This window comes from Lelliottia sp. AC1, assembly GCF_023278595.1.
Lineage (GTDB): Bacteria > Pseudomonadota > Gammaproteobacteria > Enterobacterales > Enterobacteriaceae > Enterobacter > Enterobacter nimipressuralis.
This window is the reverse complement of sequence record NZ_CP025699.1, coordinates 1,885,466-1,906,323: the sequence shown is the minus strand read 5'-3', so window position 1 is coordinate 1,906,323 and position 20,858 is coordinate 1,885,466. Positions and strand designations below refer to the sequence as shown.

General features: G+C 52.7%; 24 protein-coding genes and 1 pseudogene. All 25 read right to left on the bottom strand.

Annotated elements, in window-relative coordinates:
* A pseudogene (locus C0560_RS08995) lies at positions 1 to 493 on the bottom strand (tail fiber protein); the annotation flags it as partial.
* A 58-nt stretch (positions 494 to 551) separates the two neighbouring features.
* Entirely contained in the window at positions 552 to 785 is a 234-nt protein-coding gene (locus tag C0560_RS08990) for a cor protein (protein ID WP_107703745.1), read from the bottom strand.
* A 110-nt stretch (positions 786 to 895) separates the two neighbouring features.
* Positions 896 to 1,570 carry a hypothetical protein gene (locus C0560_RS08985; RefSeq protein ID WP_181827749.1) on the bottom strand — a complete coding sequence of 225 codons (675 nt, stop codon included), beginning with the start codon at positions 1,568 to 1,570 and terminating at the stop codon, positions 896 to 898.
* On the bottom strand, positions 1,570 to 1,872 hold the full coding sequence (locus C0560_RS21020; RefSeq protein ID WP_321203400.1) for a hypothetical protein: 303 nt from the start codon (positions 1,870 to 1,872) through the stop codon (positions 1,570 to 1,572). The genes C0560_RS08985 and C0560_RS21020 overlap by 1 nt, the downstream gene beginning before the upstream one ends.
* The gene (locus tag C0560_RS08980) at positions 1,872 to 5,324 is read right to left on the bottom strand and encodes a host specificity protein J (RefSeq protein WP_181827748.1); all 3,453 of its coding nucleotides are present in this window, start codon (positions 5,322 to 5,324) and stop codon (positions 1,872 to 1,874) included. The genes C0560_RS21020 and C0560_RS08980 overlap by 1 nt, the downstream gene beginning before the upstream one ends.
* 58 nt (positions 5,325 to 5,382) lie before the next feature.
* Positions 5,383 to 5,952 carry a hypothetical protein gene (locus C0560_RS08975; protein ID WP_181827747.1) on the bottom strand — a complete coding sequence of 190 codons (570 nt, stop codon included), beginning with the start codon at positions 5,950 to 5,952 and terminating at the stop codon, positions 5,383 to 5,385.
* Between the two features lie 60 nt (positions 5,953 to 6,012).
* Entirely contained in the window at positions 6,013 to 6,627 is a 615-nt protein-coding gene (locus C0560_RS08970; protein ID WP_123429009.1) for a tail assembly protein, read from the bottom strand.
* A gap of 52 nt (positions 6,628 to 6,679) precedes the next feature.
* The gene (locus C0560_RS08965; RefSeq protein WP_233210398.1) at positions 6,680 to 7,162 is read right to left on the bottom strand and encodes a hypothetical protein; all 483 of its coding nucleotides are present in this window, start codon (positions 7,160 to 7,162) and stop codon (positions 6,680 to 6,682) included.
* A gap of 11 nt (positions 7,163 to 7,173) precedes the next feature.
* Positions 7,174 to 7,899 (bottom strand): C40 family peptidase, encoded by a 726-nt coding sequence (locus C0560_RS08960; RefSeq protein WP_103948504.1) that lies wholly within the window; start codon positions 7,897 to 7,899, stop codon positions 7,174 to 7,176.
* A 2-nt stretch (positions 7,900 to 7,901) separates the two neighbouring features.
* Positions 7,902 to 8,657, bottom strand: coding sequence for a phage minor tail protein L (locus C0560_RS08955; RefSeq protein WP_248860049.1), 756 nt, complete (start codon positions 8,655 to 8,657; stop codon positions 7,902 to 7,904).
* On the bottom strand, positions 8,654 to 9,001 hold the full coding sequence (locus tag C0560_RS08950) for a phage tail protein (protein ID WP_248860048.1): 348 nt from the start codon (positions 8,999 to 9,001) through the stop codon (positions 8,654 to 8,656). Before C0560_RS08950 ends, C0560_RS08955 begins: the two co-directional genes overlap by 4 nt.
* Positions 9,002 to 9,055: 54 nt before the next feature.
* Entirely contained in the window at positions 9,056 to 9,859 is an 804-nt protein-coding gene (locus C0560_RS08945; protein WP_123429013.1) for a DUF6694 family lipoprotein, read from the bottom strand.
* 76 nt (positions 9,860 to 9,935) lie between these two features.
* Positions 9,936 to 12,989: a phage tail tape measure protein gene (locus tag C0560_RS08940; RefSeq protein ID WP_248860047.1), complete on the bottom strand. Its 3,054-nt coding sequence runs from the start codon at positions 12,987 to 12,989 to the stop codon at positions 9,936 to 9,938.
* Positions 12,986 to 13,234, bottom strand: a complete 249-nt coding sequence (locus C0560_RS08935; protein ID WP_371923382.1) for a DUF1799 domain-containing protein — start codon at positions 13,232 to 13,234, stop codon at positions 12,986 to 12,988. Before C0560_RS08935 ends, C0560_RS08940 begins: the two co-directional genes overlap by 4 nt.
* Positions 13,235 to 13,296: 62 nt before the next feature.
* On the bottom strand, positions 13,297 to 13,608 hold the full coding sequence (locus C0560_RS08930) for a phage tail assembly chaperone (RefSeq protein WP_103948808.1): 312 nt from the start codon (positions 13,606 to 13,608) through the stop codon (positions 13,297 to 13,299).
* A 63-nt stretch (positions 13,609 to 13,671) separates the two neighbouring features.
* The gene (locus tag C0560_RS08925; RefSeq protein WP_248860046.1) at positions 13,672 to 14,343 is read right to left on the bottom strand and encodes a phage tail protein; all 672 of its coding nucleotides are present in this window, start codon (positions 14,341 to 14,343) and stop codon (positions 13,672 to 13,674) included.
* A 69-nt stretch (positions 14,344 to 14,412) separates the two neighbouring features.
* A complete protein-coding gene (locus tag C0560_RS08920; RefSeq protein ID WP_248860045.1) occupies positions 14,413 to 14,823 on the bottom strand; it encodes a DUF4128 domain-containing protein in 411 nt (136 codons plus the stop codon).
* Complete coding sequence (locus C0560_RS08915) at positions 14,820 to 15,404, bottom strand: hypothetical protein (protein WP_248860044.1); 585 nt, start codon at positions 15,402 to 15,404, stop codon at positions 14,820 to 14,822. Before C0560_RS08915 ends, C0560_RS08920 begins: the two co-directional genes overlap by 4 nt.
* 1 nt (position 15,405) lies before the next feature.
* The gene (locus tag C0560_RS08910) at positions 15,406 to 15,756 is read right to left on the bottom strand and encodes a hypothetical protein (protein WP_248860043.1); all 351 of its coding nucleotides are present in this window, start codon (positions 15,754 to 15,756) and stop codon (positions 15,406 to 15,408) included.
* Positions 15,756 to 16,238 carry a DnaT-like ssDNA-binding protein gene (locus C0560_RS08905; RefSeq protein WP_248860266.1) on the bottom strand — a complete coding sequence of 161 codons (483 nt, stop codon included), beginning with the start codon at positions 16,236 to 16,238 and terminating at the stop codon, positions 15,756 to 15,758. The genes C0560_RS08910 and C0560_RS08905 overlap by 1 nt, the downstream gene beginning before the upstream one ends.
* Before the next feature lie 36 nt (positions 16,239 to 16,274).
* A complete protein-coding gene (locus C0560_RS08900) occupies positions 16,275 to 16,502 on the bottom strand; it encodes an Ig-like domain-containing protein (protein WP_371923381.1) in 228 nt (75 codons plus the stop codon).
* A gap of 53 nt (positions 16,503 to 16,555) precedes the next feature.
* Positions 16,556 to 17,506: a major capsid protein gene (locus C0560_RS08895; RefSeq protein WP_103948514.1), complete on the bottom strand. Its 951-nt coding sequence runs from the start codon at positions 17,504 to 17,506 to the stop codon at positions 16,556 to 16,558.
* Positions 17,507 to 17,518: 12 nt separating this feature from the next.
* A complete protein-coding gene (locus tag C0560_RS08890) occupies positions 17,519 to 18,289 on the bottom strand; it encodes a hypothetical protein (protein ID WP_248860041.1) in 771 nt (256 codons plus the stop codon).
* Between the two features lie 80 nt (positions 18,290 to 18,369).
* Positions 18,370 to 19,467, bottom strand: a complete 1,098-nt coding sequence (locus C0560_RS08885; protein ID WP_248860039.1) for a phage minor head protein — start codon at positions 19,465 to 19,467, stop codon at positions 18,370 to 18,372.
* A 1-nt stretch (position 19,468) separates the two neighbouring features.
* Positions 19,469 to 20,857 (bottom strand): DUF4055 domain-containing protein, encoded by a 1,389-nt coding sequence (locus C0560_RS08880; RefSeq protein ID WP_248860037.1) that lies wholly within the window; start codon positions 20,855 to 20,857, stop codon positions 19,469 to 19,471.
* Position 20,858 lies beyond the last annotated feature (1 nt).

Below are 20,858 nucleotides of genomic sequence, written 5' to 3'. Positions count from 1 at the left end.
CACTACTTCCCAAACCGAGGTTTGTGCGAGCGTCTTCTTTGGTCGTTGCGCCGGTACCGCCATCTGCGACAGCAAGTGCACCATTGCTTCCTTTCTGCAGTAACTTGCCGATCGCTGGAATGCTTACTGCCTTGCCGTTGATGGTGACAGTGATGCTCTGGTTTGCCGTGGTTGTGGCAAAAGTCTCCCACGCACCGATATTCTCGTCGTAGTCTTTGATGAGCTGAGACATCGCCTGCGCCAGGCCATCGACAGAGATATTGTCTGATACCAGAATGCCGTACTTCTGGCCGCTCAGCGCCGGGGAAGCAGCAGGCGTTACCGTCATGGACGTGGCGCTGTTTACTGCTGAAATCTGGAACATTTGGACCGGGTTAGACATGACGATAATCGTCTGGCCAGCGCGGACCTGGCTGGCGGGAGCCGTCCAGTTCGTGCCTGTGCCGGTGGCGGTATTTCCGTTAATAGCGATGGTGCCAGTGTTATAAAGCATATTTTCTCCAGGCAATAAAAAACCCCGCCAGAGCGAGGTTGTTATTCAAAATGGTTGGTTATTTGCAGGTGGTGTCAGTGAATGTGTTCGCACTTACCCAGCGCCAGTTGAAAGGGTATCCGGCTCGGTACTGTGACTGGTTGTTTTGTTTGCGAACGCCGTAAATTTGAACCGTATTTTCCTGACCGCCAACGATGGCTGTGCCACTGCAAACTGGTTCCTGTTTCTCAAGTACGCCAGCGCAGCCAGACAGCATGACAGCTCCAGCCAGGCAGATGAGTAGCTTATTCATGTAATGGTATCCCAAGGTATTCATGAACTTAGACAATACCAACATGAAAGAGGTGGGTATAATTGATTAGATAGATCAATTATCTGTTATTGATCGCTCAAAACGATCAATCAGTCATAGGCCGCTGTATTTATCGCTGTTAATGAAATCCCGGTATTTGTACCGCCTCCCGGCGCCCCTGTCCCCGTTGAAGTCCCGCCTGCGTTTACCCTCGTAGTTGTTCCATCGAATCTGCATGACGAATACGCATTGATTGTGTAAATGGTAGGAGGTTGAGTGGAGTTATTTACGATTATGGTCTGACCCAGCTGTGCAGGCGCGACGGCCCACGAACCGCTCAGCGTCTGGTCAATATTGCTCCCCCCGTTTGCGCCCGGCGTGCCAACTGTCTGCAGGTCTGATAAAACGCGAGACTCATTTGTCAGCACAAGCTTTCCGGCTGCGTCCCAAATAGCCAGACCCCATTTCGGTAATGTCTGCGGGAATATGGCAAATACATATACTGTCAGGGTGAAACTCTGGTTATAGGGGTTAACCCCGCCAACATAGATATTGCCGCCATTCCTGTAAGACATAACTGGCGTGGGCTGTGCTGTATTGGTGGTTTTAATAAATACCATCGCAGGATAACTTGCGTTCAATGCAATATTCTGTGCGACCTGCTGAGAGCTGCCGTTAGCGGATGAATTAAAGGTGTACTTTCCGTAAAGACAAAAAGGCGTTGATTGTGGCGTTACAAAGGGATTCCCGTTATCCATTAATATCATTGCGCCAAATTCGGCCATTATGATTTCTCCATGAAAATGACCACCTCACACTTTGATGCCGGATAATTCCCCATACCTATAGTAGAGGCAGCTGTTACGGTAATAGTGTTCCCCGATGCTACAATGCGCCGACCTACGCTGCTCCCTCCTTCATCGAGTGAAAGAACAAAGCCGACTTTCATTCCGGAGGGAATCGTAAAAGACCAACTGCCGGATGTTTGTCCGGCAGCCAGTTGTATACGCCCAACAACGGAAACTGGCTTGATACCGTAGTTATTGGGTTTACCCGACGCATCCCATGTTTGTATACCCCATGACATCAAAACACCCCTGTGAGTTTGCCGATTTGCACGCGGAGAACGCCATTCGAGTCCCTGATACTGTCAGTGACGTTGGTCGATTTTCTTGCCCCCTGACCGTCACTGCCGTAGTTTTCCCAGGTGCCACCTTTATCAAGTTTCCAGCCAGCGGAACCCGCCACGTAGTTATTTGACTGGATGTAATTACCAATCTTGGCGTTAGATATGGTCCCGTCCTGGATGAATGTATCTCGGATAAAAGTCTGGCCGTTCTGGATCACAAAGGGCAATGCTACAGTGCTGCCAGCCTGCGTGGTTACAGCGAAACGGTCTGCCAGGAAGATAACCTGCGACTGCATACCAGAAGGCGTGTTCTCTACGCCGATCCCCATCCCGGCGGCGTAATACTGCCCGTTAGCGGCCACGCCAACTTTGATGTTATACATCGCGCTGATGTTGCCGTTAATGTCAGCAACCGCATTAGCGGTTTGCGTGATAGCAGCAGTCTGTCCATTCACCGTTACGGTCAGAGAATTGATTTTTGTTGCAGATGCCTGAGTGAAGTCAGCCAGGGTTTCGGTGAGATCGGTTGCGTTGGAAATATTGCCACCGGCAGATGCATCCAGCGTAACAAGTGCACGGGCAACCGCCGAACTGGTATCCGCAACCGTTGTGTCAATGCGGTCGATGCTGGCGCTGTTTCCGGCATTCGTCACGGTTTGAGATCGACGCGAAGTAACCTGCGCCAGTCCGTTCTGGATTATGGCGATAGCGGAGTTCTTCACCCCTCCCGTCATTCCATCCATCGATACAGAAATCTCGTCGATCTTCACAGCTGCCTGAGCCAGACCATCAGCGTTTTCCTGAATGGCCAGCGCCTGCTGCTCAATATCGTCGGCATTCTGTTTGATGTCCTCGGCCATGCCAGCAATTTTTTCGTTGCTGTCGACGGTGTTCTCGATCAGGTCCTTAAACGTGTCCGATTCTTTGATATCCTCCAGGATGGCATCAGTGATGTCGGAAACATCGATGCTGGCCTGGCCCCGAACCCAGTCTGTGAACCCCGATTCGTTGCCGGTTCGGTCCACCAGCTGCGCCCGGTACCAGAAAATCTGTCCCGCCTTGAGGCCCATCTGTTGATATTTGCGCTGCGGGTAAGGCACATCGGCCAGCAGCATCGCATCATCTTCGGCCCCGGTCTGGCTGTACTGGATTTCAGTCTTCAGCGTATCGTCGGTGTTCGCCGGGAACCCCCAGTTCAACTCGATTCCAAACACCACGTTTTCAGAAGCGATAAAGCCAACTGGCTTCGGTGGATTGCCCACTTTACCCGTCAGCGTTTTCTCTTCTGAATATCCCCAACCTGATGAAATTTCCGCAGCATTGATGGCGCGCACGCGCACCAGGTAGCGCCCGGCGTAAATACCCGGTACGTCAAAAGACGTGGTGGAGCTGCGCGGTACGTTCACCCAGTTCCCGTCGTTGCGGCGCCACTGAGCTTCATAGGCGATAGCATTCTGCGCCTGGTCCCAACTGACGCGCATTGTTTCAACGCTGATATTCTGCTGAACCATCGAGAAGGAGTTGATCACGATGTTTGCTGGTGGCGCCTGATTGCCCGGAGGAATAACACTTATCGGACGCTGGTCGATGATCGCCCCTGTATCAATGCGGGCGTATTTATCCGGATCGTGATTAGCTCCGGCGATGGTAAATGTCCCATCATCGTTGTCCGTCACACTAACTACGCGGTATTGCTGCGAGTAAAGTTCATCACTCTCTAACAACCAGACAGCTTCAGCGTTTGGTGTTTCGCTATACGGCGTGGTGACAGTGACCGCGTTATCTGAAATCGCCTGGATAGTGCGTGACTGAGCAACACCGGAAGGCAGGTTAACGATTAGCCTGTCTCCTGCCGCGGCACCAGGAGCTCGATCAAGAGTGATAACCCGGCCATTTGCACTGGCGATTCTTCCGCCCAGATCACGTCCGGAAAGGTTCCTGTCCGCCACAGCGATGACATATCCTGGTTGTGGAATATTGCCGTCCAACCCGACATTAAAGGTCACCACACGGTCTTTATTATTGGTGAGAATGCCCCAGCGCCCTTTTCGGTTCGCCTCCGATTGTCTGGTGCAACCTATGGCCGTCAGTTCGAGCTGGTTGAAGCCATAGCGCGCCACCAATGCCTGTTCAAAAACCGGCTCCATAGCATCAGCGTAGGCATTATCAGGATCGGACCATGAGACCAGCGCGTTTGTGTACCTGCTCTTGGTCGTGCTGCTGGAGTAGGTGAATTTACCGTCAACAACATTGGCGTGGGTGTAACTGAAATCGACATCACGCGGCATATCCGCAAGGCAGACAATCTGGTCATCACCCCAATAAGTCATACCGCGGAATATGGCCGCAAAATCTCGTAGCACGGTGTAGGCGTCGTTTCTGTCCTGAATGTAGACGTTGCAGGTATATCGCGGCTCGGTACCACTCCCGCCCTTGCCGTCTGGTACCTGCTGATCGCAGTACTGCGCAACCTGGTAAAGCGACCATTTGTCGATATTGGCCGCAGTGAGACGATTACCTAAGCCGAAGCGGTCAGTGACCACCAGATCGTAAAAAATCCATGCAGGATTATCCGTCCACGCCCACTTAAACGTGCCCGTCCAGGTACCGCTGTAGGTTCGAGTCTCGGGATCGTAGGTATCGGGAACACGGATTACGCGTCCGCGAGGTTCGCAGGAAATCTGAGGGATGGAGCCGTTGAACTGGCTTGAGTCAAACTCGATATAGAGCAACGCCGTATTCGGGTAACGCAGTTTGGCGTCAATCACCTCAGTAAAGCTTTGCAGCGTCATTACATCGCCGATTTTCGCGCTATTTGCGTCAGCGGTTATCTTGCGCAGACGAAGCGTCCAGGTGCTGCCCGCCTGCGATAAATCGATACGGTGGCTGCGCTCGTAACCGGAGGTCGTTTTCCCCGTAACGCTGGTATTGAGCACGGTCTGCCATGTGCCGCCGTCTGTCTGCAGGTCAATCGCGTAGTTGACCGAGTAACCGACGAGATCACCGTCATTCTCTTGCTTAAAAAGAGACGGCCATTTCAGGCGCAGGCGAACAGCCGACAACTGGGTATTAGTGAATGTACGCGTCCAGGCGGTTGCACTCGAGACCTCAGCCCCCACGCTAATTTCATTTTCGGTTCCGGGAATACCCTGGATGTATTTCTGCGCCTGAGTCCCTGGACGGAACTCCCACGTTACACCGCTGAAATTCTGCGTACCATCTGCGTTCTCAAGTGCAGTGCCATCCAGGTAAATATCTTTACCGGTCAACTGGCCAGCAAATTCCCCCTCTCCTAACGCGAGCAGGATTTTCGCCTTTGCGACAGACTGTAGATCGTCTGGCTGCTCGGTCGGCGTTCTTGAGCTGGAGCTGCCACCTTTACGGCCCTTAATAGCAGTTGCTGTAACCATATTTCACCCATAAAAAAAGCCACCCGTGGGTGGGTGGCAGTGTTTTGAATATGGAAGGTCACGCTTTCAGCAACAACTTGTAAAAATACGCTTCGTCGTAGAGTCGTAGAAATCTCAAAGCACAAGTTTTGATATAATCAGCTTGCTGATGTGGCCTAACATTCCCATGTATCTGGTGATTTAAGTAATAATAACCAAGACCTTCTTCATAGTTATTTACAAAGTCGTCGTGTAAAGCGCTCCAGTAAGAAACAACTCGGTTTAACAGGCCCGCAGGCAAGTCATACCATTGGACAAAGGTTTTACTTAATTCACTCCAGAGATCATGCTCGCTCAGTGGGTAAGCAAGCTTTTTAAATGTTAGGCGTAAAGACAGAACAAACGCCTCGTGATCATCTGGTAGTTGATAACCTACTTCGTCGATATATGCATCGAAATACTGAAACACCTCATCTTTGGATATTTCTTTATCTAACCCTAACGATGCCAGTATTAACAAGCTTGAAGAACTGCTCCCAGATGAAATCTGTTGTTCAGCCCAATCAGTAAACGCTTTACGGTTCAGTCCCGGCTTGTTTAATTTTCGAATGCCAAGCAAATCATGAAAATCTACGACATAGCCATCCATAACACCCACCAATTACTTAAGCATACCTTTCAAGAAGATACACTTGCTGTGCCGACGTTGCTACTGCTGATCTTCCACGTAGATGCCGGCGGAGATAATGGCACCGCCAATCCTTCGCTTTCCGTAAAGAAGTGGGACCGGATTTCCCTGAGCTGTGGTGTTCGTTACACCGCCAAAAGCGTAACTGGCCTGATTATCAGCAGACTGCTTACTGGCAAGGCCGGCCGTCTGCGGCGACATCATTTGAACTACGCCGCCGATCATCATCGCAGCACCGAACTTCGCTACCCCATAACCTGCCGCTGATAGCGTGCCAGCAGAAAAGTAACCAATCGCAACGCCGACGACGACCAATACCGCCCCGAGTATCGTCTGGAATGCGCCTGCTTTTTTGCTACCAATGATTACTGGCGCGATACGGATATCATCGCAGCCTTTATCCATATCGAGCTCATCAGAAATTAGGTTGCGTTTCCCACTGAAAACAGCGTAAGTCAGGCCCCGCTGCTTACTGGTATTCAGAAAGCGCTCGAAGCCGGGAACAATCACGCAGAGTGCACGGATGGCCTCTTTGGGTGATGCGACTGAGAGCTTATATTCACGGCCAAAGGTAGCGCCGAGGATGCCATAAAGCCGAATTGTTCGGGCAGGCTCTTTATTGAGTAACGCAGTCATATTAACTCCATAAAAAAAGGCCGCCTGAGCGACCTTAAATTTATTTATGAATTTACTTAACTTTCCACATTCTATATTGCCCCCAGAAACCAACTTCTGCCACATATTCTTGTGGCGTGCCGTCGGCAACGAGATCAAGAGTTTTTCGCATACCCATGCTTAGAACATTACATTCGTTACTGACTCGTAATTTATGAGGACCATCAGTTAAATAAGCTGTAACGAATTGATTCTGTCTTAGAAGGGCGACATCTTTATCATCGATAGCAACCAGGAACTTACACATTCCTCCACTTCCGCCACCAATGAATTGTTTATTTCGTGTAACAGTAACCTTTGTCTGCTGTGTATCAGTTTTGGGTGTTACGATTTCTTGATTTAGTATCTTTTCTGCCTGCCCATAAGGACGTGCACATCCTGCCAATGTAAGAACAGCTAAAATAATTAGTAGTTTTTTCAAAATCTTATTCCCATTAGTATTGTTCGGATTAATCCTAACATGTAAATAAGTATCTTGAAAATCAATAACTAACACATTGAGTCGCGTTAATTGGAGTATCTGTCCCCATCAGACTTAAAACGAACTATCTTCATTGTTCGTTCCCGCCAGTACCCGCCATAAGGCACACGCTGGCTGAGGTGGCCATACAGATGATGAAGTAGCATATTCCCTTCAAGCAAGATGCCGGCATGATTCCACTTATTGGCCTGTACCTGCATGATCACCATATCGCCAGCCTGCGGGGGACCGTCAAACTCGCGGAAACCACATTCATACCAGCATTCCTGATAGAAATTGTCCGAATAACTGTCCTCCCACCACGGATAATCCACACGATAGTCGGTCAACTCAATGCCATGGGTTTGGCGAAAATAGCTCATCACAAGCCCCCAACAGTCGTACACGCCCAGAACAAACGGACGCCCCACTAGCGGCAACTCACCACGCGGTTGAATGGTACACAGATCCCCTTCAGGCCAACTCACGATATGCCAAGGCAAAAGCGTCACGTCACACTGAGCTTTATCCAACTCGCTTGGTTGAGTCGTAGCGTCAGGATGGCTATGAACTATGGCAATCACCGTTCCCCAATCTTCAGCTTCAGCGTAATCCTCAGGTGAAAGATGGAATTGCTCCATCGGCTCAGCCGAGAAGTTACGGCACGGGAAATAGCGCTCCACTCTGCTTTTCTGCGCGACCACTCCGCAGCTTTCACGTGGGTACTCTGCAGCAGCATGAGCCATGATGGCGTTTATCGTTTTCTGACGCATGATTAGCTCCTGATAAGGGAAGTGCCCGGAAAACCACCGAAGGGCAATTCTTCATTCTCCCCAAACCGCAACCTGCATGCGGTAAGCGTGCCATTGCAGACATCAATCGACGGATCGTCTACTGGATTATTGTTTAGGTCGAAGTAACTGGTGCCGGCGTAATCGCAACCGTCACCCGAGCGATACTGGTTTCGGATACACCATGTGCATAGCGAGTGAAGTTGACGCGTCGGTATCATTAACCTCTGAAGATCCATGGGGCTAGTGAGAATAAACTCAACGCTTTCGCCCGCCAGTTCGTTGTTCTTACCATCGATGTAGAACACCCGTTTTCTGACCTGCAACGGATCAGCAGTAGCATTTCCTTCAGGAAAGTTTCTGGCATCCAGATAATGGGCAAACGTATCGTGAATAGTAACCTTCGCCTGGAGCATATCGTCGTAGGCCAGACAGAGCGCAGTGATCGCGCTGTCGATGTTTGCCACCGTCAGAGTCGGTTGTGCACTGCTGCCGTCGGTTGATGCCTCAAGCCCTTCGAGCTGATATGGCCAGGCGTTATATTCTTTTCCCTGCCACCAGATACTCTTTGCTGCAAGTTTCGTTTCATCCCCACCAGCAGCGGCAATTTCATCAGCTGCATGGGGCAAGTTGTAGGCATGAAAACGCAGTACGTCATCGACACCAAAAGTGGAGCCATCAACCTCAATGAGGCGAATTTTATTGCCCGGTTCGAGTCGTTGGTAATCTTGTGTGATCATGGTGCGTATGTCTGTTTGAAAGTAGCGGTTATGGTCATTACTTTGCTGGAGAGGGGCTGCGCTTTCACTGAATCTGCCTCAACGCGGTAAAGTCCTGCATCGCCAATAGGTGATGTCCAGATAAACGATTTTGTGATGTGCGAACGGCAGAAATTCAGAGCGGTAAGCATCTCTGCTTTTTTACCCGTGAGGGTTATTGGCCAGGACTGCTTTTCGGGATTGATGCCCTCGCCGGCTATCTGCTCATAGCCATCACCGAATGATGCTGTGCGAGTGGAGTGACTAAACTCGCCCTCCATACCTGCCTGTATCTGGGTTCGCCAGGTGAATGTTTGGATCGCCACGTTTCCTCCGGGCATAAAAAAACCCGCCGAAGCGGGTCGAGTAGCGATGACAGATCAAAGATATTTTTTCTTCAAATCTTCTAGCCTGCTGTCATCTTGCTCTGTAAAACCAGATGCATCAAACAACGCCTCTTTATCTGCACCATTAACTCTCGTTACTGTGACTGTGAAGACTGCGCCAGCTGGAGCATTAATCTTGCCCCATTCAGAAAACTTATTAGGAGCCAAAGCCCAAGCGGCCTCTTCATTTGGTTCCAATCCACCAGCAATTTCGTAGTTGAAATCCTGTTCCAGCCATGGCACTGAGCGTCCTTCGCTGGCTATCACCCCCCGGAAGAACACCCGGGAAATAGCTTTATCAGAATTATTTTTCACAACAAGTCTAATTACAGGCTGAGGTTGGCCGTACTCCTCAGGCTCCAGGCTAAATCGAGATGATAAAACCTGTACTTTTTTTAGCTCTTCTTTGGCCTTCTCGGAGTCAGCCTTTTTCTGTTCAAGCTCTTTGATTTCCTGAAGTGCCTGCTCTTTCTGCTTAAGTTCTCTCTCAACAGTTATTTTCTGTGCATAAGAGATTACTTCCTCACCAGTTTTGCCAGCCAACGGTTCGCGCATCTTTTTGCTTATGTCTTCTTTGTCACTCTCCGAAGATGCACGCATTAGGTCAGCCATATTAATGTTGCTGAACACTACAACCTTAAGAGCGCTATCAAATTCCTCTCGTTTATTCTCCGGAAGTGACTCTCTGACTTTCGCTATAGAAGATTTCATTGCGTCATCAGTGGATGAGTCAATTTGAGGTTTATCGCAAGCAGCAAGTAAGAAGGAAAGCAAAATCACGCCAATTATTTTTTTCATGTCCCTATTCCATCAGTAAAAACTAGGAACAATCCTATCAGGAATTAACTCAACGACAAAACATGCATAAGCAACATTAACGTGATTTAGTTGCATTCCATATCATGCCTCCGGGCTGGAGTTGCCGGGCAATACCCGCCCGAACAGACTGATCGATCGTCTGCTTATAAGCCCGGGTGATCGCTTCGTCATTTCCTGAAGTTTGCTGCTGCGAGTTCTGGTTCTGCACGACAACTGAGGTTTGAACCGTGATACCTCCAGCGCCAGCTGATTGCAGCCCATACATCGCCGCATTGCCAACATAACCGCCGTTAGCATAACCCTGCGCGCCGCGCATCATTGCGTAGAGATTGCCAACACCAATCGCGCTGGTAGCCTCTTTGGTGAACACAAACTCACCACCATGAACGACACCTTTCGGCTGATATTTTCCACCATCGCCGGTATAGCCCCCGCTGTTGAATGCCGGGACCAGCCCACCCTGAGAAAAACCGAAAAAGGCCCCAACAGCCGTCCCTCCAAACGCTGATTTCATGCTGTTAACCATTGCCAGTTGCACGAGCATCTGAGCAATGCCTTTGAGGAAAGTTGTCAGGAAGTCGGTAAAACTGGCTTTGCCAGTAGTAAAAAAGTCCGTGAGCGTTGAAGCCATCCCCGTAAATGCAGACTGGGAAATGTTTTGCATCTGACCATAAACATTGGTTGCGCTGTCTTCAAACTCGCTCCAGCCCTTTTTCGCGCCGGTCAGCCAGTCACCACGCAGCTGGTCTTCTGCATCGTAATAGTCGGTCGCAGCCTTGAGCTGTTTCTGGTAGCCATCATCCGCCAGAGAACCACCTGAATTCTGCCAGCCGGCGGCAAGCTGACTTTTAGCCAGTTCCCGCTGCGCCTGTCGGTCGCTCATCCCGGCCCCGCCTGTCAACGCTGCCTGCTTCTCGGACATCTGCGTGGAGTATTTCTGCGCAGTATCCATCCGCTTGTTCAGTTGCTCCTGAGCGGAGATCTGGTCGCCAAGTAGTGCTTTCTGACGCGCCAGCTGAAGCACCTGGTCTTTGCTCGCCAGCAGCGACTGATCCTGTTTGGTCAGCGAGCGAGTCCGGGAAGCCTCTTCCAGCACCTGGAACTTGGCTTCAGTGGTCCATAAGTTTTTACGCTGCTGACTGATCGTGTCGTTCAGGTCTTTATGCTTCTGCAGGGCATACAGCTGCGCCTGGAGCGCCAGCAATTCAGACTGAGCAGAATCCTCAGCTCGCAGACCGGGCGAGACGTTTTCCCCTTTCGCTGTTGGCGTTTTGGGGTCTCTATAAAGCTTCTCGATCCCGGCTCGCGCTTTGGCAATGTCCTCAGCCGTCCAGAGTGTCGCCGTCCCGTTTCTGGCAGCCTTGGCATTTTCAGCAATGGCTTTATTCAGTTCGTCCTGAGCCTGACGGCGCTTTTCAGCGGCTTCAGTCCCCGCATCAAGATAGCGATTCATGATCTGCTGGGCACTTATCGCATCTTCGTTAATTTCTTTACCTGCTGATATAGCACCGTTCAAATCGTTCTGAAGTGTGATGGCACCCAACATAGGGTTAATCTGGGCTTTCAACGATGCTATGGCCGCAAGCTGCGCTCTACGGCGATTATCGTAATCTCGGTCCTGTGAGCTGGTGTCGTAGCTATAGCCGTAGCCCATCTTCTGGCGTTCAGGCAATAGCTTACTCTCGCGATCCGCCAGATCAGCCTGCATTCTCGCAAGCATGTCTTGCGGTGCTTCCGGGCGCCCAATATTAAGCAGCTCATCCCACATCCCTTTGAAGGCATTGCGGGCTGCAAGTGCGGCTTTCTCAACCAGACCGAGATTAGCGAGGATCTGCTGGCTTCTGCGTTGTTCTGCCTGGCTGTAGGCATCTGCGGCTGCTTGCCCTGCAGCCTCTTTATCGCCCCGACGTTCCAAAGAAGCAATGTATTCAAACTGAGCCGCCGTCAGGTAATGCAGCTGATTGTTGAGCTCTTGCGATGCCTGGGTTGGCTCGGCATAAAGCTTCTGGAAATTAGCGATGGTCTTATCCACCGCCTGACCAGTTGCCTGCTCCATCGCAACTGCCGCGCGGCTCACTGTCTCAAGCTTGTTTGCATCAAACTTTCCAGAACCCACTACCTGAGCCAGAACAGAAGAAGCGGCGTATTGGTTAATCCCGCCACCAGAAAGAGACTTTGCCAGTGCAGACAGTTGTGCGGCAGTTTTCCCCGCATAATTGCCGGTCAGTATTAGCTGTTTGTTATATTCGGATGCCTCTTGTGAACCTTTATACCAGGCAGCGACCAGCAGGCCAGCAACACCAATCATTCCCCCTAAAGCCAGCTTTGCCGGCGTTACCAGCGAGAGAATGGCTTTCAGCGCATTACCCACTCCCCCAAACGTATCGCGCAGCTGACCACCCTGCTGGATGGCAACCATGTATATCGGCATACCAGATGCCAGTGAGGTAGCAACATCGGTCATTTGCATCGGAAGGTAACGCATGGCATTACGGTACTGCCCCGCGCTGATCGCGCCATTCCTCCAGACGTTCTCTTGTTCCTTCAGTTTGGCGATCATCGGAGCGGCCTGCTGCGTTACTCCCAGCTGCGCGGCTTTTAGCTCAAGGATTTCAGCGCGCGTTTTGCCGATCGCAGCAGTTTGCTCCTCCAGTGAGGCAATGAAGGTTTTCCCTGATGCCGCTGCCCGCTGGGCCGCCTGAGCCTGCTCGATGCGAGCCCGCCCCTCTGCCGTCTCAGCCTCCATGACCTGCGCCAGTTTCGTCCGGGTCGTCTCGAGCACGCTGTTATAGCGAGTGAAATCTTCATCATCCACCAACCCTTTACCACGAAACTTCGCCAGGCTTTTCTGAATGGAGTCCAGCTCGTCGAGCGCTTTGTTCACCGGGCTGATTTTATTCAGCAGGTTCTGTAGCTCATGGCGCTGCTGCTTGAGGCTTTCGCTGTTTTTCTTCTGGTTATCGACACCCGTGCGGAAGGTGCTGTTCAGATCATCCGCTTTGCCCGCCGCGGCGGTAGCGGTATCCTGAAAACGATCCAGTTCGCGGCTGCCGCGCTCCAGTTCACTGGTATTGACTCGCAGCGATATGGTAGCGATATCGTTACTCATTCCGCCCTCTCTTTATGCATGATTTTTAGCGCGGCGCTTTCCATTACCCGAATATCCGAAAGCGTGGTTGCCTCGTCGCCGACGTCGTACAGGCGCATCAGCCAGGGCAGAACGTTATAGTCAAGCCCGGACGCGCCGCCCATTCCCGTACGCCATTGAGTACTAACGGCCTGGAACACGACAAACGAAGGCCAAACGTCGGGCCATACATCCACGATCTCATCATCGTAATCGTCAGGACTCAGCCCGTAGGGAGCAAGGTCGGCTGCCGTGGGTTCAGGCGTATAGAACGCCGAGGCAACCGCTATCAGTTTTTTTCGCGCTGGCCCATCAGTTCACGGTAGTAGGTTTCCGGAATGGTCTTCATTGCCGCCGGGTAATTCTCCAGAAGTACACTGAGGTTGTCGGCGTTGAACGCATCAGGTAGCGCCCAGCCTGCAATGATTTCCATCAGGAAATCCGTGGCTGTTTTGCCTTCCAGCTTTTCCAGATCGGCCAGCTCTTTAAGCGGCTTGTGGTTGAAGGTGAAGGTCAGTACGCCGTCTTCATCACCGGCGCGTGGGATCGTGACGTTTGCTTTAAAAGTTGGTTTGGGCTGGAGCGTGAATTTAGTCGCCATCATGGCCTCGTATTAAAAATGCCTCCACGCGGGAGGCATGCATTAAGGGAGCAGCCGCCGGTATTACGCGGCGGCCTCGGTCACTTTATAGAATGTCATCGCCGGCGACTGAAGGTTCAGTACCACACTCACCGTCTCCACCTCATTGACCGCTGTGGCCGGCGTGTCGTCAAAGGATGCAGTGGCTGCCCAGTAACGGTTTTCTTTCGCCTTTGGAACGTACATGTAAGCCGCGACCGTCTCTTCGTCCTCATCCAGTTGGCGCAGCAGCGGGTAAACAGGAAGCGTGGAATCGTGGGCGATCGAGTAGGTCTGCGATACAGCAGATTTGTAGGTGTTAAGGTTGCGCTGGCGGTCATCGCTCAGGAACTGGATTTGTGTTGTGTTCTGATCGCCACCAGATTTCGATAACTCTGTAATCTGTGGTAGTTCAGTCCACTCCAGCACCTTACGAATCGAGCCGCTGCCGCCTCCCACGGCATATTTGTTCTTGTTAATGGTATTGATATTTCGCAGCGTGACCGCGCTTTCAGCAATTGCATCGATTTTCGCAATGACGTTATCAATTCCGGACCAGTTGCAGTTCACATGGACGATATCACCCACATCAAGTTCCTCCGCGGAACTGACGGTGATCACCACGTTTTCGGCGTTCGTCGCGCCAGTGAAAGCAATTGCCGGGCCATATCCCGACGCCAGATAGACGTGAGCGCCGTTAGGCAGTGCAAAGCCCATAGGAGTTACTCCTTCGAAGAAAAGAAAACCGGCGCGCGGCCGGTCTGGTTTGAAAAGGTGAGAAGCTGGCTAGCTGACGATATCTGCCCGGTAGTTCAGGCTGACAGGGACCGTGTAAGAGACGTCCGTCGAAATACCTCGGAAGATACCCGGCGCGCCGCTGATCGAAGTGATGAAGCCGTTACCTTCAACTTCCAGCCCTTCCGAGAAAAGCTCAGCCACTCGACCCGCCAGCGCCACAGCAACTGAGCGGCCAGTGCCAACGGGAGCCACAACGTTGATCTGGTACACACCAGAATAAACCCGACAGCGCAGACCGAGATCGAGCGTGCGAGGCGTGGCGGGCATGTCGTGTACCGCGAGGTAAATCGCATCGGCAGGCGGTGTGAACGGCACATTTTCCCAGGCGACCGCGATGCCCTCCGCATCGGCCCAAACACCAAGCCTTGCGGCCAGCGCCGCAGCAATATCTGGGATCACTTCGCCACCTGCCTGATCGCTTCATCAAAGAACCGCTGGAACTCTGCTGCCGTTATTCGCACCATACCGCCCGGCGCCTGAGTGGAATGCCCCATTTCAAGCGGGTAGGCGTAAGGAACGTTGTTGCAGAAGTAGATTGAACTCATTCCTACTTTGAATAGAGAAAGTGTGTAATTCCCTGCGGCTTTGGTGAGATCGCCGGTCTTATCAATCCGACCGGTTTCCTCAGTAGTGGGCGCATCAAATGACACCTGCCAGTTGCCGCGAAACCGCCCACCGGTGTAGCCAGGCGGCGCTTTGATATCCATCCCATCGACAACCCGGGCCTTTTTCTTCAGTCGTCCGGTTTTTGTAAGATTGGAAGGGTCTGCTCTTTGCGCTTCGTTGTAGTCATACACAGCGCGGTTATAGGCAGTGGCCGTCTGATTGATTCCCCAAAGCTCAGGGTTACCGACGGGAGACATCAATACCAGCTGATTAAGGATTCTTATTCCAACCGCGCGAACCACCGCATCTTGATTGGTTTTTGCTCTGTCAACGAATGCATTGATATCAGCAATAAATCCGGCATTCTCACTCATGCTATGCCCTCAGTTGCGACTTGTAGCAAAGCACTAACGACCCGGGTTTAGCAGGGTTAGGCTTAACAACGCGGTGCTGTTTGCCGTCAATATCAATCAGATCGCCGGTTAAGATTTCTTCCTCAGCGGTGAATACCATCCTGACGTCACCGCTTTCGATCGCCGTACCGTCGATTTCTCCCGGCTGATATTCCGTTTTAACGCCAGTCGCCGTGAAATGGATATCTTCAGACCGATGCTCAACCCCGGCGATAACGGTCACCTTACCCTTGCGCGTGACGTTGTAGGCCACGCCGTTCTGCTTGATCATGCGGGTGGCAGTCTCGCGCATGCGCTGATAGTTGATCGCCATTAAGCACGCTCCGCAAAGGAATTGATGGCGTAGCCGCGTCCGCCAGCTAAACCGCCGAGGATAGCCATTACCGCCGGATAGGACGGCGTAAACACTTCACCTTCTGCGACCGCGTAAGTCATGGTGACAGCACCCTCTACGCGCTCAGTTTTTACCGCGGCCTCACGCACACTTGAAAGCAAATCGCCATCCATCGCCTCAACCGCCAGCATGCATTGTGCGGTGATAACCGGGCGTGGGATTTCATCTGATGGCAGGTCGTGTCCATCCAGAATGACATTCACACGCGGCCAGGCCAGAGGTTGTCGTGGTTCAGCTTTGGCGCCAGCCCAATCAAGCCCTTCAAGGTAATCCATCGCCTTTATCAGCAATGGAGAGAGCTTCTCGGGCAGCTCAATGCCACGCAATTCGGCGAACGACGCCAGGTCTTCCTCGCTGGCGTAGCTGTTTACGCCACCACTGGTGATATCGGTATTGATCATGGAAATATCCCGAAGGTGGGGCTTTCGCCCCATGCGTTACTCGCCGGCAGGTGCGGTGAAAGTGATTTCATTGCTGGTTTTCGCCATACCATCAACCGTACCAGTGACCGTAAAGGTCCCTGCCGCGTCAGCGGTAAGTTTCACCGTAGCGCCACCAGCAGAGCCGGTCTGCGAGCTCTCGGTGCTGAGCGTGCCCCCCGTCGATGACCAGGCAACAGTCTTGCCTGAGACGCCGGAACCGTTGTGGGTGTATTTCAGGGAGATGGTGACCGCGTCGGTGCTGTCAGCAGTTGCGGAGGTTTTATCCGCTGACAGCGTTACTCCCCCGCAGCGGATTCCAGCTTGATCAACACACCAGCCGTCGATTTGTTGCTGGTGAAGTGCTTCTTCCAGTTGCCGGCGGTGCCGATTTTGGTCAGGTCAGGGTTATCGCCTTTCGCCGTGTCCCAGCTGTAGCCAAGCAGGTCGACATTCACCACACCTTCTGCACGATAGCCAATCGCGAGGTTTTCCTGGTCATTGATGTCATAGGAGCGGAAACCCGGTGCCTGCGATTCGGTCACGGTCACCGCCCCGGTCACCAATCCCAGAATAGCGTCGGCGTCCATGGTGTCGGTAACCAGAACCGGTTTACCGAGGGTGCCCGGCTGGCCGCCGTACACAACCACGCCCGCTTCTTCGTAGATTTTATTGGCGATCGCCTCATCCACGATGTCGAAGTAAGTGGCGGAGTGCATGACGAACAGAACCACACGGTTAAACTTATCGCCGTATTTACGCAGGCCGCGCGTCAGGGTCTTTTTGCCATCCGTTTCGATGTCAGCGGTCACCACCATTTCAGCGTTGGCACCGATTGCAGCTGTCAGCGCCTTCAGACCGTACTTAACGTAGCCTTCCAGCGTTGCGTCAGCCACATCGGTGCCAATCACCTCAGAGAACTCGTCAACGGAGCGGCCACGGCGTTTGAATGCTTCTTCGGTGGTTTCGTAAGGGCCATATTTCCATGGCGCTTTAACGGATACCGCTTCGGCCGCGCCGATTTTTTTGCCCGTTACTTTGTCGGTAGAGTTCACATCGCGCGATTCGATGGAGCCGCCAACCGTGTAGAACGCGCGCTTACGAAAATCTCCGTCAATCAGTTCGTTGTCCAGCAGGATCGCCCCGTTGGAGGAGGCGTTAAAAATCTCCAGATTGTCCTGGCGGCGCTCCAGAAAAGCGGTTTGCGCCAGGTCGTCATAAATAATCAGATCGGTATTAACAGTCGTCATAGGGTAAATCCCTTATTTCGGAAGTTTGAGGAAGGCCTGCTGGCCATGCTTGCGGATGTAGTCCGCCTTGTTGCTGGCGCTCATTTCGGAGCGTTTCAGGCTGCCGCCACCGTTCGGTTTATGCCCGCCCGCGCCAGTGCCTTCGGCGCGAGGAAACAGATGTGGAGCCGTCTCCTTGAGAGACTCCGCCCACTCAAGTGGGCTAAGCGGGGTTTTCCCGTCTTTTCCGAACAGAACATCGCCATTCGCATCAACCGCTACGGCCTCGCCTTCGTCGTTGAGCTTGAAAGTGCCTTTAGCACGCAGGATCAGGTCATCAGAAGCTTCCGGTAGCGCGCCAGTTTTAGCGGCAGCTGAGCGGATAGCATCGCCAAGAACGCGATCCCGGAATTTGTTGGAAAACGCTTCGGCTTTATCCGCGCGCTCGTTAGCCATCTTGATTTGCTTATCGACATCAGCGCGCAGACGCTCGGTGCGTTTATCCAGCACCTCGTCAATTTTCCCGGCGGCGATTAGCTTTGCCTCTTCATCGTCGGAGAAACGCTGCAGGATGCCGCGTACGGCGTCCGGATCGATACCATCGAAGCGGGACAGGTTCTCTTTTTGCTGCTTGATGGTGCCAAGCAGCTCAGAGTTTTTGGTTTTCAGACCGGTGACTTCACTGGTCACACGCTCGTCGATCAGCTTCTGGATTTCCGGTGTGATTTCGACACCGCCACCGCCACCACCTTCACCGCCGCTTTCGGGAGCGTAAAATTTCAGAAGCATATTTCGGATTAACATAATGTCCCCTCGGGATTTTGCCGGGCCTCGCCCATAAAAAAGCCCCGGCGGGTGCCAGGGCGTGATGTAAGTGATGTTTGTCAGTTATCAGACGCTGATAGCTGTTTGAGTTTATCCAGAGTGATCCACTCGCCTTTATCGGTGAACATGTCACCCATATCAATTTCACCGGCACGGAGCAGACGCCCGCGTTCTGCGCCCAGCACCTGATCCTGCCGCTGCGCCGGCTGACGTTTGAGCCACTCCAGATACGTGGTTTTCTCCGGGACCTGCCCGTCCATACTGGCGCGGGTGCCCTCGTCCATTTCGTCTGTATCAATGCCGAGCTCACGCCAGGACTTGAGGATCAGCGTTTCGGTTGAACGACAGCAGAAGTGAATTTTCCCGGGTCCCTGCAGGTAAGGCACCTTATGCCCTACCGGCTTATTGTCCAGGGTGTAACGCAGCAGATCGCGAACGATACAGTCGTGACTGGTTTTGTTGTCCAGCGTGGATAACCACTGCTTACCTTTCACGACATCGCTGTTGGCGCTGGTGAAGCTGTTACGCGCGGTCGCGGCCAGATGATTTATTGCAGTTTTAGCTATGCTGGCGGCATTCGCCCTGCTCATTTGGAGCGCGCCGTCGCGGTAGTCCTTGTTGGCGTGTCCACGAACGTTTCGAGCAATCGCTTCCACCGTGTCGCCTGCCATGTAGCCACGGCGCACGGTGTTCAGGATGCGCGTTAGTCTGTCCGATTCCAGATTGCTCGCCCACTCACTCAGGAGCCGCCCTTGAAAGGGCTGGACCATCGCCGCGGCGTAGACCATGTCAGCCGTAATGCCCTGCAGCGGATATCGGGAGAGTACCTGCGAAGGCAGGAGGGAATCGAACAGGCTCAACTGATAACTGGCTTCGTTCTTTGCCAGCGCCACCAGCTCACTTTCCAGCCCAGCCTGCATTGCAGATACGGCCTGATGATTCAGTTGCCGCACGCTGCCCAGCAAGCTTTCCAGCCGGTTAACGGTGAAGCTCTCCGGAGGTAATCGGTCCAACGCATCCAGCAGCCGCGCCGACAGGTCTGCGTCCGTCTCGTTCAACAACTTCACCATCCGATTTGCCACGCCCGTGGCGTAGCGGCTGAGCCATATCGAATGCCCAATCGCCTCGTCACGCAGGCTTTCGTTGACGGTTGGCATGCTAGCCTCCTGTCATTGTGGGTGCCTGGTTGCGAAGCGCATCGATCACATCATCAGGATTATCTGCCGGGTCAATCAGATCGAGCTTCTGCAATGCCCGAATCATATCGGTATCGCGCAACGCGCCAGACTGCCAGGCGTTCACGATCGCAGTGACCATACCGGACTCGGCCACCTTCGCGATGAATTCCTGGTTGATGGTGTAAGCAGGAGATTCATCTTTGAGTCCTAGGTATTTAGCGCACCAGCCCAGCGCCAGGGTATAGGCCTCGGATACGTTCGATACACAGATACCGAGCACCGATGTGGATGAAGTTTGCTCCCCGCTCGCCTGCGTTGCAGTCTTCGCCGTGGCGTTCTGCTCAATCAGTCGGGCGCCCAGTTGCACCATGTAATCGCGCTTACTGTCCATAGCCTCTTTAGCCAGCATGTTCGGCTGCGCCTGGGCATAACCAAACGAGCCTTCTTTGGGAAGCAAAAGCGGTGATCGGGAACCAATTTTCACGCCCTTCTTCTCAAGGTGATCTCGCCAGCCCGTGTCGAGCCCAGTCATGTACGGCTGAACCTGCCCGCAGAACCACACGCTGTCTTCATAGTCCGCACTGTTGCGGTAATGACCGTGGTTAATCTCCACCAGCGCCGCCAGCGGGGAATCATCTATTGTCGGATCGTTATTCTGCGCGCCGACAAAGGTGAACGGAATTTCATCCCAGTAATCCATCCCTTTGGGTTTGGGTTGGTACTCGCTGTCGATGGTATAAGTCCCGCTGGCGGTTCCGCCGCTTCGGCGCCATACCCGACAGATAAACTTCCCCTCTTGCAGCGCCAGCTCGCGATACTGGATTTCATCTTTGTAGGCGTAACCATCCGGTTGTTCGACACATTCACGCAGCACCACCAGCACCAGCTGATCGCGCCCATTGATGCGCTTCGTTCGCCAGTTGATAATGTTTTCAGCCGGATAGCGAAGGATGATTGCCTCGTTGGTGGCCTCAGCGTAATCGACGTAAATGCCGTCTCGCGCAACCTCCAGCACGTTTTCAGTCACCAGTTGAGACTGCTGATAAATGCTCGTCCCCGCCCCATCTGCATTATTCAGCAGATACATGAGCTTTTCGGGACCACTGAACGTCGGATCTTTCCGGTACGCCAACCCAAGCAAGCCTATTTTCGTATTGCCCGTAATGGCGTAGAAAACCGCGCGGCTCAGATAGTCCTCGTTGCGCTTACGGTTGCGCGAGGATTTATCAGTCGGATCGAGGAACGGCAGATATTTATTGCCAGCATCCTTAACCGCCTCAGCCCCCTTGCAGAAGTCGCGGTATTTCCGCCAGGCAGCAGAAGCCGCCCGGTGTTCTGGTCGAACCCAGGTGATGTCGTCGTTTGCCATA